The organism is Mesorhizobium sp. PAMC28654 (assembly GCF_020616515.1).
Taxonomy (GTDB): domain Bacteria; phylum Pseudomonadota; class Alphaproteobacteria; order Rhizobiales; family Rhizobiaceae; genus Mesorhizobium.
This window is the reverse complement of record NZ_CP085135.1, coordinates 1,490,712-1,504,020: the sequence shown is the minus strand read 5'-3', so window position 1 is coordinate 1,504,020 and position 13,309 is coordinate 1,490,712. Positions and strand designations below refer to the sequence as shown.

Genomic DNA, 13,309 nt, shown 5'->3' with positions numbered 1-13,309 from the left:
GGCGCCGTTTTGCTTTAGCTGACGTTAGCCTGGCAATGAGTTGGATGAACGGATCGTGTTAGCCCTTGATCTTTGCCCCTCGTGCATCCAACTAACAAAAGAAGGCCGAGGTGCCCGAATTCTGTGCTGTAAAACTCCGGTAACAATCGGTGATAGGCGGAACGATCCTCGGTCGTTAATATGAGATTCGCGGTTGGCTGATTGGCGGCCGCGATATGAAAGGTTGGACAATGGCCAAAGTATCCAAGGCTCCCAGCGACGGCGTCTTCGCAGTCCTCCCACTGCGTGACATCGTGGTGTTTCCGCACATGATCGTTCCGCTCTTTGTCGGGCGTGAAAAGTCGATCAAGGCGCTGGAAGAGGTGATGGGGCAGGAAAAGCAGATCCTGCTTTCCACCCAGATGAATGCCGCCGATGACGAACCCGAGCCCGGTGCCATCTTCGACATCGGCACGCTCGCCAATGTGCTGCAGCTGCTGAAATTGCCGGACGGCACCGTGAAGGTGCTTGTTGAAGGCGCTTCGCGCGCGAAAATCGTTTCGTTCACCGACCGTCTCGACTTCCACGAGGCCCACGCCACGGCGCTGGTCGAGCCGGAGGAGGAAGAGGTCGAGGTCGAGGCGCTGGCGCGTTCGGTCGTCACCGACTTCGAAAATTACGTCAAGCTGAACAAGAAGATCTCGCCCGAGGTGGTCGGTGCGGCCAGCCAGATCGACGACTATTCCAAGCTCGCCGATACGGTCGCTTCGCATCTTGCCATCAAGATCCCCGAGAAGCAGGAAATGCTTGCCACGCTCTCCGTCAAGGAGCGGCTTGAGAAGGCAATGGGCTTCATGGAAGCTGAGATCTCCGTCCTGCAGGTGGAGAAGCGCATCCGCTCGCGCGTCAAGCGCCAGATGGAGAAGACGCAGCGCGAGTACTACCTCAACGAGCAGATGAAGGCGATCCAGAAGGAGCTCGGCGAGGGCGAGGACGGCCGCGACGAGGCTGCCGAGATCGAGGCGCGCATCAAGAAGACCAAGCTCTCCAAGGAGGCCCGCGAAAAGGCGGAGGCCGAATTGAAGAAGCTGCGGACGATGTCGCCGATGTCGGCTGAATCGACCGTGGTGCGCAACTATCTCGACTGGATTCTGTCGATACCGTGGGGCAAGAACTCCAAGGTCAAGCAGGATCTGGCTTTCGCGCAGAATGTGCTCGACACCGACCACTTCGGTCTCGACAAGGTCAAGGAGCGCATCGTCGAGTATCTCGCCGTGCAAAGCCGCCAGAAGAAGCTGAAGGGGCCGATCCTGTGCCTCGTTGGCCCTCCCGGCGTTGGCAAGACCTCGCTCGGCAAGTCGATCGCCAAGGCGACTGGACGTGAGTTCATCCGCATGGCGCTGGGCGGCGTGCGCGACGAGGCCGAGATCCGTGGCCACCGCCGCACCTATATCGGCTCGATGCCCGGCAAGGTCATCCAGTCGATGAAGAAGGCGAAGAAGTCCAATCCGCTCTTCCTGCTCGACGAGATCGACAAGATGGGCCAGGACTTCCGTGGCGACCCGTCATCGGCGTTGCTCGAGGTGCTCGATCCCGAACAGAACTCGACGTTCATGGACCACTATCTCGAGGTCGAATACGATCTTTCGAGCGTGATGTTCGTGACGACGGCCAATACGCTGAACATCCCGGCGCCCTTGATGGACCGCATGGAGATCATCCGTATCGCCGGTTATACCGAGGACGAGAAGATCGAGATCGCCAAGCGGCACTTGATGCCGAAGGTGATCCGCGATCACGCGTTGCAGCCGAAGGAGTTCTCGGTCAGCGAGGACGCGATCCGTGGTATCGTTCAGACCTACACCCGTGAAGCGGGCGTCAGGAGCCTGGAGCGCGAGCTGATGAAGCTCGGGCGCAAGGCGGTGACCGAGATCCTGAAGACGAAGAAGAAGACGGTGAGCATCACGGCGGCAAACCTCGCCGACTACCTGGGTGTCCAGCGCTTCCGCTTCGGCCAGGTCGAGGCTGACGATCAGGTCGGCGTCGTTACCGGACTTGCCTGGACGGAAGTCGGCGGCGAACTGCTGACGGTCGAAGGCGTCATGATGCCCGGCAAGGGCCGCATGACGGTGACCGGCAATCTGCGCGACGTGATGAAGGAATCGATCTCGGCGGCGGCCTCCTATGTCCGCTCGCGCGCCATCGATTTCGGCATCGAGCCGCCGCTGTTCGACAAGCGCGACATCCACGTCCACTTGCCGGAAGGCGCTACGCCAAAGGATGGCCCGTCCGCGGGTGCCGCCATGGCGACCGCCATCGTGTCGGTAATGACCGGTATTCCGGTCCGTGCCGATGTGGCGATGACTGGCGAGATAACGCTTCGCGGCCGCATCTTGCCGATCGGCGGCCTCAAGGAGAAGCTGCTCGCCGCACTGCGCGGCGGCATCAAGAAGGTGCTGATCCCGGAAGATAACGCCAAGGATCTGGCGGAGATTCCGGACAATGTGAAGAATGGCATGGAGATCATTCCGGTCTCACGCGTCGGCGAGGTGTTGCGCCATGCATTGGTGCGTATGCCGGAACCGATCGAATGGGTCGAACCGGTCAATCCGCCGGCCACGACCGACAGTGCCGACGACGCTGGAAAGTCGCTTGCGCATTAGCATAAGCTAAAGTTGCAGCGCACAAACAGAAAGCCGGGCCTCGCGCCCGGCTTTTTCATGTGAAAAACCCCGGATTTCCGGGCTTTTTCCGCTTTTTCTGGAGCTTTTCGACTTGGTTGCCGGAACGCTTCTTTCTAAAGTCCGTTTCCTGCCGGATGAGTCGTGAGTTCCGGTTTTCTCATGGAAGGGAATTTTTATGAACAAGAACGAACTGGTGTCCGCTGTCGCCGACGCCGCGAGCATTTCGAAGGGTGACGCGCAGTCGGCTGTGGATGCGGTATTTTCCGTGATCACCGGTGAACTGAAAAAGGGCGGCGATGTCCGGCTTGTCGGCTTCGGAAATTTCACCGTGTCAAAGCGCGCCGCATCGACCGGTCGCAACCCGCAGACGGGCGCGGAAGTGCAGATCCCGGCGCGCACCGTGCCGAAGTTCTCGGCCGGTAAGGGCCTCAAGGACGCGGTCAACTAAGACCATTTCTTTTTAGAGATCAGAAAAGCCGGGCATGCCCGGCTTTTCTTTTTTGTGCCCCCAAAATCGCTGCTCGACTTGTGGCTGCGTCAGGCCGTGGGCGCATCCGTGCGCATCAGGCCTTCCTTCTTGAGGTCGGACCAGAGTGCCTCGGGCAATTTTGCATCGAGGAGGGAACGGTTGCTTTCGACCTCGGCTGGCCTCTGGCCGCCGGGGATCACCGAGACGACCGAAGGATGCAGCAACGGAAACTGGAGCGCCGCCTCGATCAGCCGCGTACCGTGACGATTGCAGACGGCCTCGATGCGCGCAACGCGGTCGAGTATATCCTGCGGCGCCTCGGAATAATTGTAGTAGGCGCCGGGCTTCGGCCCGGTTGCCAGTATGCCTGAATTGTAGGGACCGCCGAGGACGATGCCGATGCCGCGTGCCTGGCATAGCGGCAGGAAGGATGTCAGCGCATCCTGTTCCAACAGCGTGTAGCGGCCGGCAAGCAGGAAAAGGTCGAAGTCACCGCGTTCCGCTAGCGTCTGGGCAACCTGCCATTCATTGATGCCGCCGCCAAACGCCTTGATGACGCCCTGGTCGCGCAGGGACAGCAGCCCGTAATAGCCGGAGCGCATGAACTCCTCGATGCGCTGGTCGGACGCCTCCTTGCTGCCGTGTGTGAAAATATCGACGTCATGGACGAAGAGTATGTCGATGCGGTCGACGCCGAGACGCTCCAGCGAGGCTTCGAACGAACGCATGACACCGTCATAGCTGTAGTCGTAGACCTCGCGGCGCGATGGCGTATCGAAGAACTTGCCAATGCCGGTGCGCTGTTCCGGCGGGCAGGCGCGCATGATGCGGCCGACCTTGCTCGACAGCACATAGTCGTCGCGCTTCTTCGAGCGCAGGAATGGATTGAGCCGCGTTTCCGAGAGCCCGAGCCCATAAAGCGGCGCGGTGTCGTAGTAACGGCAGCCGGTCCGCCACGCTGCCTCCAGCGTGGCATTGGCATCCTCGTCGGAGACGGCGCGGTAGAGATTCCCGATCGGCGCCGTGCCGAAGCCGAGCTCCGTGAAGGTGATGCCACCATTGCCGATGCGGTCGAAATGCCGTGTCTTCATATCCTGCCGTTGCCTCACTTGATTTGTCTGACATGACACTATCATGCCTGTGGCTCGGCAAAAGCGTCGCGGACCGTTGGACACGCATTTTCACGGTTGCTAGCATGAACAAAATCAAGCTGTTCGTGGAAAAATCCCAGGACCATTTCGAGGCGGGTTTGCGGTGGGCGACAAGAACGAAAACCTGTTCAAGACCGCGCTTGATGAACTTTGCAGTGTGCTGATGCGCGTGGACGAGAGCCGCATTGATGCCGCCTGCAAGATGCTGGCAGGGGCGAAGCAAATCGTTGTCTATGGCTGCGGCCGTGAGGCCTTGCAGGCCAAGGGCTTTGCCATGCGGCTCCACCATCTTGGCCTGCCGGTGTCGGTGGTCGGCGACATGACAACGCCGCCGCTTGGCGCAGGCGACGTCTTCCTCGCCAGTTCCGGACCCGGCGAAACGTCCACGGTGCTCACCCTGATGCGGGTCGCCCGCGCCGCAGGCGCGAAAATCCTGCTGCTGACCGCGCAGCCGGAAAGCAGCGCGGCAAGTCTGTCGGACTTCATGCTGCTGATCCCGGCCCAGACCATGGCTGATGATCAGGGGCCGGAAAAGACATCGGTGCTGCCGATGGGGTCTGTGTTCGAAGGCGCATTGTTCCTGTTGTTCGAGGTGATGGTGCTGAAGCTGAAGACCATGACCGGCCAGTCGCCCGAAGCCATGCGCTCCCGCCACACCAACATGGAATAGATCATGCGCTACGAACTCATGCTGCCGCATCAGATCCGCACGGCGATCGCCGAGAACTGGCCGGTCGCGCTGCCGCTCGGTGTTCTCGAATACCATGGCGAACACATGGCCGTTGGCATGGACACGCTGGCTGTCATCAAGACACTGGAGCTGTTCGAGCAGGATAGGGACATCGTCATCCTGCCACCCTTCTACTACGGCGCTGCTAGCTATGCAGTGGCGCCGCCCGAAGGCAACGGTTCGGTGCAGGTCGGCGGGAATGCGCTGGCGCCGTTCGCGGAGGAACTGTTCTACGGCCTGCTGCGTATCGGATTTCGCAACATCCACGCCATCATCCATCACCAGACCGAAAATTTTACCGCGGGCATGCCGACCGATCTCGCTTTCAAGACGGCGGGCCGACAGGCCATCTTCCGCTTCCTCGAAAAGGAGCGCGGTGAGGGCTGGTGGGGCTCCAACGCCATGGCCGATTACTATGCCGAACATGCCGAGGGCGGCAATTTCTTCAACTGGGTGCAGGTCCATCCGCTTATGCCGGCTGACATGAACGGCAAATATCCGTTCGACCATGCAGGGATCGGCGAGACCTCGCTGATGCTGGCGCTATGCCCCGAGGCGGTCGATGCCGCGCATTTCGCCGACAACGACAGCTGGTACACGAAGAGCGCTGCCGAAGCTTCGGCGGAACTCGGCAATCAGGGTGTGGCGATGATCCTCGACCATCTGCGCAGGACGCTCATGGCCTGATGAGCCTATTGCAGCCTATTTCACCGCGCCGGCCGTCATGCCCATGATCAGATAGCGCTCAAGTGCGATGCCGATGACGGCGAGCGGTGCGATTGCAGCGGTTGCGAGAGCTGCCATCGACCACCAGTTGATGCCTTGCGAACCGGTCTGGCTCGCCAGCATGACCGGGATCGTCTTGGCGTCGGTCGAGGTCAGAAGCGCGGCGAAGAAATACTCATTCCAGCACAGCACCATCGCCAGGATGAAGGCGGCAACCATGCCGGGCAGCGCGATCGGCATGACGATCCGGAAGAACGCCCCCCAGATCGAGAGGCCGTCGACAAGGGCAGCTTCCTCCAGTTCAACCGGGATCGAGTTGAACTGGTCGCGCATGATCCAGATGACGATCGGCAGCACCATCAGCGTGTAGAGCAGGATCAGGCCGATGCGCGTATCGAGCAGGCCGACCTCGCGGTAGAGCACGAGAAAGGGCAGGGCGAGCACCACCGGCGGCAGGATCAGCTGCGACAGGAAGAAGAAGGAGATGTCCTCGTTCCTGAACCAGGCGAACTGGTAGCGATAGCGGGTGAGGCCATAGGCGGCGAGGCTGCCGATGACGATGGCGAGGCTCGACGCGCCGACCGAAGTAATGACCGAATTCATGAAGCGCTTGAGAAATTCCTCCCGCACGGTCGAGGTTTCGAAAATCGAGTCCGGCGACAGGCCGAGCGAGCGCCAGCCTTTCCAGTCCGGCTGGAAATCGACGAAGGGGATGAGATGGCCCTGGGTGACATCGACCGCCGCCTTGAACGAGGTCGTTATCGTCCAATAGATCGGGAACAGGCAGATGAATGACCAGAAGACGAGCGCGCCATAGATGAACAGGCGGCTGGCCACGAAGCTGGTCGGCGAGCGGATTTCAGAGGCGACGTATTCGGTGGTCTGGACGCTCATATGGCCTGCTGGTCAATTGACATTGCGCACGAAGCGGTTGGCGAACTTCAGCAGCCAGGTCACGAACACGACGATGATGATCAGGTAGACCATCGCCAGCATGGTGCCGTAGCCGACATTCGAACGGTCGCGGTATTCGCGATAGATGAAGCTGGAGACGGAATCGGTCGCACCGCCCGGCCCGCCTGAGGTGACGGTGATGATGATGTCGGCGAGCTTCAGCTTGAAGATGATGCGCAGGATGACCGCTGTCACTGACACCGGCAGCATCAGGGGAAAGGTGACCTGCCAGAAGGTCTGCCACGCATTGGCGCCGTCGACCCTGGCCGCCTCCAGCACCTCGCGCGACATGGCCTGGAGGCCGGCGAGCAGCATGATCATCATGAACGGGATGAAGGTCCAGGCATCCAGCACCATGATCGAGATGCGGGCGGTGATCGGGTTCGAGAAGAAGGCCGGGTTTTCCCAGCCGAGATAGCGCGCCAGCGTCGCAGCCGGCCCGAACCTGTATTCCATCAGCGATTTGCCGATCATCCACGACACCGCCACCGGCGACAGCATCAAGGGCATCAGGAAGACGACACGGAAGAATTTGCGTGCGCGGATCTGCGCGTTGAGCAGCAATGCCAGCCCGAACGCGATGACGTATTCGACCAGGACCGCAAGCACGTAGAGCACCATGTTGAGCAGCGCGTTGCGATAGTAGGGGTCGCCCAGCATCTGCCAGAAGTTGTCGAGCCCGTTGAATTTCCGTCCGGCGAACGAGCTGAGGTTCCAGTCGGTCAGCGCTATGTAGAAGCCGAACAGCGTCGGGAAGATCACCATGGCAATAGTGAACAGCAGCGCCGGCAGCAGGAACAGCGCGCGTTGGCCATCTTCGCCACGCGTCAGCACCTGGCCTATACCGATCGCGATCCCCCACAGCACATAGGCATAGACAATCGGCCGCCAGGTCTCGAAACCGATGGCGTCGACGTCAGTCTTGTAGAGGATTTGCAGCCCGATCGTTGCCAGCAGGCCGATCGTAGCAACGGCCATCAACCCCCAGCCGAGTCGCTTGCGGCCGGGCGGGATCATATCGGAGGGAACGGCGTTTGCCGGCCATGCATTCGGTGACAAAGTCTGGTCAGCCACGCATCTCGTCCGCTAACAAGAGGCTCCTCGACCGGCCTTGGCCGGTCAGGACGGGTCCGGCGGCTTTGCGTCGCCGGACCCAGGTTCATTGCAGCATCAGCTGATGCCGAGCGAGGCCTTGTAGAGCTTGATCTGCTTCTCTCGGCCGATCTGGTCGGTGAGCTTTTCCCAGGCCGCCGCGATCGCGTCAGCCCCTTCCTGTGCTTTCATCTTGCCGGCGAATGTGTTGGCCAGAATGTCCTCGGCAGCGCTGTAGTACTGGAAGATGCCGGGGATGCGAGGTTCGATCGCCGCGTTCGGGTGGTTGTAGGAGTTGAACTCCGAGTCGAGGTAGGACTTGATGTAGTCCTGCTTGTAGCCCGCCGCGACCCATTCGGCGATGTCGTAGTGGCTCTTGCGATGCACCTGGAAGCCTGATGGATACATCACCGTCCAGAGCGACAGGTCCTTGCCGCCGAGATGGGCGGCGGCGGACCATGCCGCCTTCTTCTTCTTCTCGTCGGAATCGACCCGGGCCATGACATAGACACCCCAGCCGAGATAGGCGCAGTTGGGCGCGAAGTTCGGGCCGCTGGCAAGCTTCTCCCACTTGCCGGTCTTGGAGTTGTAGACGTCGTCCGAGCCCGGCAAGATATCGAAGCCGATGACATCGCCGATGACGGAGGTGTCGCTGGTGTTCGCGACCTGGCCGATATCACCCCACCAGGAGAGCAGCGAACCCGTGCCGGCGAGGAATTGCTGGAAGCCGGTGGTGTTTGGATCGGCGTTGATCTGGTCGGCGGGCTCGAAGGGCAGCGCGTCGATCACGTCCTGAATGGCGCGTACCCAGCCAGGATTGTTGACGCGCGGCTTCATTGTGTCCGGGTCGAACAGCCAGGCCTTGTCGTTGGGATGCTTGACGTAGGCGGTGGCGCGGCTGCCGAGGAAGTAGAAGCCGAAGCCGCCCCAGGCCTTGGGCGCATCGAGATAGCCGAAGACGTCCTGGCCCTTGAATTTCTGGCCCTTGAGGAACTTGGTCACCACCTGGACCTGCTGCCAGGTGCGCGGCTGTCCCCAATCGGTCGTGTTGCCGGCGGCCTTCCATGCCTTGGCGAGTTCGGGATCTGAGAAAACGTCGGTGCGATAGTTGAAGCTGTGCGTGTCGCCGTCGATGGTGACACGATACTGCTTGCCGTCCCATGTACCGACAGGTGGCTTCAGATACGAGACATAGTCGTCGATATCGATCTGCTTCTTGACCCAGTCCGGCATTTCCGAGGTGAGCCCCTTGCCGCAGACGTCGCCTTCGAAAGGCGCGCCCATCTCGGCGATGTCGAAATCGACGGTGCCGGTGGCAATCGACTGCTGCAGGCGGGCATTGTAGTCAGCTTGCGCCAGGTCGATCCAGTTGATCTTGGCGCCGGTGTAGGTCTCCCAGGGCTTCAGGAAGCCGCGAAACAGAACGTTGTGCAGGTTCTGGTTGTTGAGGCCCATGAAGGTGAGCTCGACGCCGGCGAATTCACCTTGCTTGACGTTGGCCTTGGTGGCTTCGAGGCAGATTTCACCGACTTTCTGGAAGTCGGAGTCCGTCGGCTGGCCTTTGCCGACGCCTGGAATCTGCAGGATCTTTGTACGCAGTTCGCTGGCGGCGGATGCCGGTCGCGTCAGTGCTCCAAGTCCCGTACCGGATGCCGCGGCGATCGCGGCCATGCTGGCCGCCCCCTTCAGGATCTCGCGCCGCGTGGCGCCCGCACGCACCAGTTTTTCGTAAAGACCGACTCTCATCTACTATTCCTCCCAGAACATAGTTGTGAATGGATATGCCAATCTTGTCGGATGCCCGCCCCAATCAAAAACGGAAACGTAGGCCCCCAACCTTGCGTCGCTTCGAGTTCCGACTATCGGGGTAGAATACCGGCATTCGGATTGGCGCTCGCCACTATTCTCACAACCAGGTGCCGTGTCAACGAAAACGGGTTTTTATCTATAAGAGACTGTCTTGCCCTGTCGGTTGGCGTTGGTTAGCTTCTGCGCAAACGGCATAGAGGGCCGGAAGGGGAGGATATGGCTCAAGTCGCAATCCGCAATGCAGCCAAGGCGTTCGGGAACGTGAAGGTCCTGCACGATGTCAGCGTCGATATCGCCGACGGCCAGTTCGTGGTGTTGGTCGGCCCGTCGGGCTGTGGCAAGTCCACGCTGCTCCGGATGGTGGCGGGACTGGAAACCGTCTCGGCCGGCACGATCTCCATCGGCGATCGCGTGGTCAACCATCTGCCGCCGGCCAAGCGCGATATCGCCATGGTATTCCAGAACTACGCGCTCTATCCGCACAAGACGGTCGAGCAGAACATGGCCTTCGCGCTCAAGCTGCGCAACACCGATCCGGCGGTGGTTACCGAGCGGGTCAATCGCGCGGCGGAAATCCTCGACCTTGCCCCCTATCTCAAGCGCTATCCACGGCAGTTGTCGGGTGGCCAGCGCCAGCGTGTGGCCATGGGGCGCGCGATCGTGCGCAATCCGCAGGTTTTCCTGTTCGACGAGCCGCTCTCCAACCTCGACGCCAAGCTGCGCGTCCAGATGCGCACTGAGATCAAGGAACTGCACCAGCGGCTGAAGACCACCACCATCTACGTCACCCACGATCAGATCGAGGCCATGACCATGGCCGACAAGATCGTGGTGATGCGCGATGGCCGTATCGAACAGGTCGGCGCGCCGCTGGAGCTTTTCGACAGGCCAGCCAATCTCTTCGTTGCTGGTTTTATCGGCTCGCCCTCGATGAACCTGCTCAAGGGCGTCATGCGCAAGGGCGACAAGGCTGGTGTCGAGATCGCCGGCACTCTGTTCCCGATTACCGCGAACAATGCCGCACAGGACGGGCAGGCCGTAGTCTACGGCGTGCGTCCGGAGCATCTCGAGATCCATCCCGACGGCGTGCCGGCGAAGATTTCGGTGGTTGAGCCGACCGGTTCCGAGACACTTGTCTTCCTGCGCTTCGGCGATGGCGAGATGGTGGCGCTGTTTCGCGAGCGCCACGACTTCAAGCCGGGCGACACGCTGCATCTGAAGCCACGGCTCGACCAGGTCCATCTGTTCGACGCCAAATCCGGTAGCCGTATCTGATCCCTCATCCAAAAGCCCGATCGAGAGGAATGTCATGCTCAAAGGTATCAGTCCGCTGCTCAATGCCGATGTGCTTCAGGCGCTGCGGGCGATGGGGCACGGCGACGACCTGATCATCGCCGACACCAATTTTCCTTCGGATTCCGTGGCGCGCCAGACCGTGTTGGGCCGGCTGCTGCGCATCGACGCGCCGGCGGCCGAGGTCGTAAAGGCGGTGCTGTCGCTCTACCCGCTGGACACTTTTGTCGACGATTCCGCCGCCCGCATGGAGATCGTCGGCAAGCCGGATGAGATCCCGCCGGTACAGACGGAAGTGCAGAAGGAAATCGATGCGGCTGAAGGAAAGTCCTGGCCGATGTTGCCGGTCGAACGCTACGCTTTCTACGAACGTTCCAAGCAGGCCTATTGTGTCATCCAGACCGGCGAGCGCCGCTTCTATGGCTGCTTTGCCTTCCGCAAGGGTGTGGTCCCGCCGGATGCGGAGTAGCAGCATGGCCGCCGGCAAGCCTATCGTCATCTTGGGCGTCTTCGTCGCCGACACCGCCTATCGGGCGCAGCGGCAGCCTCGCATTGGCGAGACCATTCTCGGCACATCCTTCAAGCTTGGCCCCGGAGGCAAGGGGTCGAACCAGGCCGTCGCGGCAGGAAAGCTTGGTGCCGACGTCACTTTCCTGACGCGCCTCGGGGTCGATCCCTTCGCGGATATGGCCAGGCAAACCTGGGGGCTGGCAGGCGTGAAAAGCGCTGTCATCGACACCTCGGAAAGCTATACGGGCGCCGCCTATATCTTCGTGGAGGAAACGACCGGCAACAATGCCATCATTGTCAGTCCCGGCGCGGCCATGCTGATTTCGCCCGGTGACATCGAGGCCAACGCGGGCCTGATCCGCTCCGCCGGCATCTTCGTCACCCAACTCGAACAGCCGATCGACGCGGCAATGCGGGCGCTGGAGATCGCGCACGGAGCAGGTGTAACGACGATCCTCAATCCGGCGCCGGCGGCAAGACTTCCAGACCGCGTCTACACGCTTTGCGACTATGTCACGCCCAACGAGACCGAGGCCGAGGAACTGACCGGCATCAAGGTCTCATCCGTCGACGATGCTCGTCGCGCCGCCGCCAAGCTGCTCGAAAAGGGTGTCGGCACGGTGATTGTTACGCTTGGCGAAAAAGGCGCGCTACTGCACACCGCCGATCGTTCCGATCATGTCGCCGCCGTCAACGCCGGCGCCGTGGTCGAGACCACCGGTGCCGGCGACGCCTTCAATGGCGGACTGGCCGCCGCGCTGTCGAGAGGAATGGAGCCGCTACAGGCTGCCGGCTTCGCTTGCGCGGTAGCTGGCATTTCGGTCACACGGCCCGGCACCGCGCCATCCATGCCGACACTGCTGGAGGTGGAGGCCTTGCTCGCCAAGGCCTGACGGCTAGAAAATTTGATCTGGATCGTGTCGCTACCGTCGCCGAGGAATTGCAGCGCTTGGAGATTCACGGATCCTTGGCGTCAAGTACGGTCAAGCCCGCCAATTGCTCACGCCAGACCAGGCAATGCGAGGCGGCGTTAGCCAATTCGAACCGTGGCGCTTGCAGCCGATCGAAAGTCCAGATAACCGCATTGTTCTGTATATCTGGGGTTTGGCGGGGCAGCTGTTTTGTTTTCCATTGCGCACAGGGTGTGCGGGCAGATTCGCGACTTTATAGTGCCGCCGCGGCCGGCCCGTACTTTGTGCGGCCGGACCCTTGCGGTCGCGAGCATTGCCGATATCAAATTGAAGCACCGGGAGTTGGTGCTGACCTTCGACGACGGACCGATGCCGGAGCACACCGAAGCCGTGCTGCGCGCACTGGACGACGCCAGCGTCAAGGCGACGTTCTTGATGATTGGCGCGCAAGCCAGTCGGAATCCTGATCTCGTGCGCATGGTCGCTGAGCGGGGACATACAGTCGGGAGCCACACCAACCATCATCTGAATTTGAAGGAGGTCGACCCGGGGACCGCGAGGGCAGATATTGACACGGGCATAGAGAACGTTGCCGCGGCGCTGCGGCCATCGCGGTTTCCCGCCGCGCCCTTCTTCCGCTTTCCATTCCTTCTGGGAACGCGGCTGCTGCGCAAAGAACTCAGCAGTCGGAGAATCGTGGTGCTCGACGCGGACATTACCGTGGGCGACAGCGACGTGACCCTGTCACCCCAACGGCTCCATCGCCAGGCGGTGAGGCGGATCGTTCGTCGTGGCTCTGGCATGGTGCTCATGCATGATATCCATGCGCGCACGGCAGCTTTGCTGCCGGGCTTGTTTGCCGAAATCAGGAGGAGGGGGTTCACAATCGTGCATCTCGTCCCTGCTGTCGCCGAGTAGGTGTCAACCCAGCGCACTTGAGCGACCTTGAGATAGAGTAGCTCGCGGGCACGCGGGCCAGAAGGAAGACGCGAACGCCTCAC

Annotated in this window: 12 protein-coding genes; 8 read left to right on the top strand and 4 right to left on the bottom strand. The window is 61.1% G+C overall.

The window, feature by feature from the left end; genetic code table 11:
• Positions 1-230 precede the first annotated feature (230 nt).
• Both lon and LGH82_RS07725 read left to right on the top strand, forming a co-directional pair.
• Positions 231-2,642, top strand: a complete 2,412-nt coding sequence (lon, locus tag LGH82_RS07730; protein WP_227347956.1) for an endopeptidase La — start codon at positions 231-233, stop codon at positions 2,640-2,642.
• Positions 2,643-2,838: 196 nt separating this feature from the next.
• Positions 2,839-3,111 (top strand): HU family DNA-binding protein, encoded by a 273-nt coding sequence (locus LGH82_RS07725; protein WP_023798342.1) that lies wholly within the window; start codon positions 2,839-2,841, stop codon positions 3,109-3,111.
• Between the two features lie 89 nt (positions 3,112-3,200).
• Here LGH82_RS07725 and LGH82_RS07720 read toward each other — a convergent pair whose 3' ends face one another.
• Positions 3,201-4,223 (bottom strand): aldo/keto reductase, encoded by a 1,023-nt coding sequence (locus LGH82_RS07720; protein ID WP_227347955.1) that lies wholly within the window; start codon positions 4,221-4,223, stop codon positions 3,201-3,203.
• 163 nt (positions 4,224-4,386) lie between these two features.
• On the opposite strand from LGH82_RS07720, the gene hxlB reads away from it, so the two are divergent.
• Complete coding sequence (gene hxlB / locus LGH82_RS07715; RefSeq protein WP_227347954.1) at positions 4,387-4,953, top strand: 6-phospho-3-hexuloisomerase; 567 nt, start codon at positions 4,387-4,389, stop codon at positions 4,951-4,953.
• 3 nt (positions 4,954-4,956) lie between these two features.
• Complete coding sequence (locus tag LGH82_RS07710) at positions 4,957-5,700, top strand: creatininase family protein (protein ID WP_227347953.1); 744 nt, start codon at positions 4,957-4,959, stop codon at positions 5,698-5,700.
• A 15-nt stretch (positions 5,701-5,715) separates the two neighbouring features.
• Here the strand turns inward: LGH82_RS07710 and LGH82_RS07705 are convergent, their stop codons facing one another.
• The 3 genes from LGH82_RS07705 to LGH82_RS07695 all read right to left on the bottom strand — a co-directional run bounded on the left by LGH82_RS07705 (position 5,716) and on the right by LGH82_RS07695 (position 9,531).
• Positions 5,716-6,633 (bottom strand): carbohydrate ABC transporter permease, encoded by a 918-nt coding sequence (locus LGH82_RS07705; RefSeq protein ID WP_227347952.1) that lies wholly within the window; start codon positions 6,631-6,633, stop codon positions 5,716-5,718.
• Positions 6,634-6,645: 12 nt separating this feature from the next.
• On the bottom strand, positions 6,646-7,767 hold the full coding sequence (locus LGH82_RS07700) for a carbohydrate ABC transporter permease (RefSeq protein WP_227347951.1): 1,122 nt from the start codon (positions 7,765-7,767) through the stop codon (positions 6,646-6,648).
• Positions 7,768-7,863: 96 nt separating this feature from the next.
• A complete protein-coding gene (locus LGH82_RS07695; RefSeq protein ID WP_227347950.1) occupies positions 7,864-9,531 on the bottom strand; it encodes an ABC transporter substrate-binding protein in 1,668 nt (555 codons plus the stop codon).
• Positions 9,532-9,810: 279 nt separating this feature from the next.
• On the opposite strand from LGH82_RS07695, the gene LGH82_RS07690 reads away from it, so the two are divergent.
• From LGH82_RS07690 to LGH82_RS07675, 4 genes are all read left to right on the top strand, one after another.
• Positions 9,811-10,869, top strand: coding sequence for an ABC transporter ATP-binding protein (locus LGH82_RS07690; RefSeq protein ID WP_227347949.1), 1,059 nt, complete (start codon positions 9,811-9,813; stop codon positions 10,867-10,869).
• Between the two features lie 34 nt (positions 10,870-10,903).
• Positions 10,904-11,356 carry an RbsD/FucU family protein gene (locus LGH82_RS07685; RefSeq protein ID WP_227347948.1) on the top strand — a complete coding sequence of 151 codons (453 nt, stop codon included), beginning with the start codon at positions 10,904-10,906 and terminating at the stop codon, positions 11,354-11,356.
• 4 nt (positions 11,357-11,360) lie between these two features.
• A complete protein-coding gene (gene rbsK, locus LGH82_RS07680) occupies positions 11,361-12,290 on the top strand; it encodes a ribokinase (RefSeq protein ID WP_227347947.1) in 930 nt (309 codons plus the stop codon).
• 249 nt (positions 12,291-12,539) lie between these two features.
• The gene (locus LGH82_RS07675) at positions 12,540-13,226 is read left to right on the top strand and encodes a polysaccharide deacetylase family protein (RefSeq protein ID WP_319799945.1); all 687 of its coding nucleotides are present in this window, start codon (positions 12,540-12,542) and stop codon (positions 13,224-13,226) included.
• Positions 13,227-13,309: the final 83 nt, after the last annotated feature.

Bases quoted from the DNA above. Each gene is read 5' to 3' on its own strand.
- LGH82_RS07720 (WP_227347955.1), bottom strand. From the start codon at position 4,223: ATGAAGACACGGCATTTCGACCGCATCGGCAATGGTGGCATCACCTTC.
- LGH82_RS07705 (WP_227347952.1), bottom strand. From the start codon at position 6,633: ATGAGCGTCCAGACCACCGAATACGTCGCCTCTGAAATCCGCTCGCCG.
- LGH82_RS07710 (WP_227347953.1), top strand. From the start codon at position 4,957: ATGCGCTACGAACTCATGCTGCCGCATCAGATCCGCACGGCGATCGCC.
- LGH82_RS07695 (WP_227347950.1), bottom strand. From the start codon at position 9,531: ATGAGAGTCGGTCTTTACGAAAAACTGGTGCGTGCGGGCGCCACGCGG.
- lon (WP_227347956.1), top strand. From the start codon at position 231: ATGGCCAAAGTATCCAAGGCTCCCAGCGACGGCGTCTTCGCAGTCCTC.
- LGH82_RS07690 (WP_227347949.1), top strand. From the start codon at position 9,811: ATGGCTCAAGTCGCAATCCGCAATGCAGCCAAGGCGTTCGGGAACGTG.
- LGH82_RS07685 (WP_227347948.1), top strand. From the start codon at position 10,904: ATGCTCAAAGGTATCAGTCCGCTGCTCAATGCCGATGTGCTTCAGGCG.
- rbsK (WP_227347947.1), top strand. From the start codon at position 11,361: ATGGCCGCCGGCAAGCCTATCGTCATCTTGGGCGTCTTCGTCGCCGAC.
- LGH82_RS07725 (WP_023798342.1), top strand. From the start codon at position 2,839: ATGAACAAGAACGAACTGGTGTCCGCTGTCGCCGACGCCGCGAGCATT.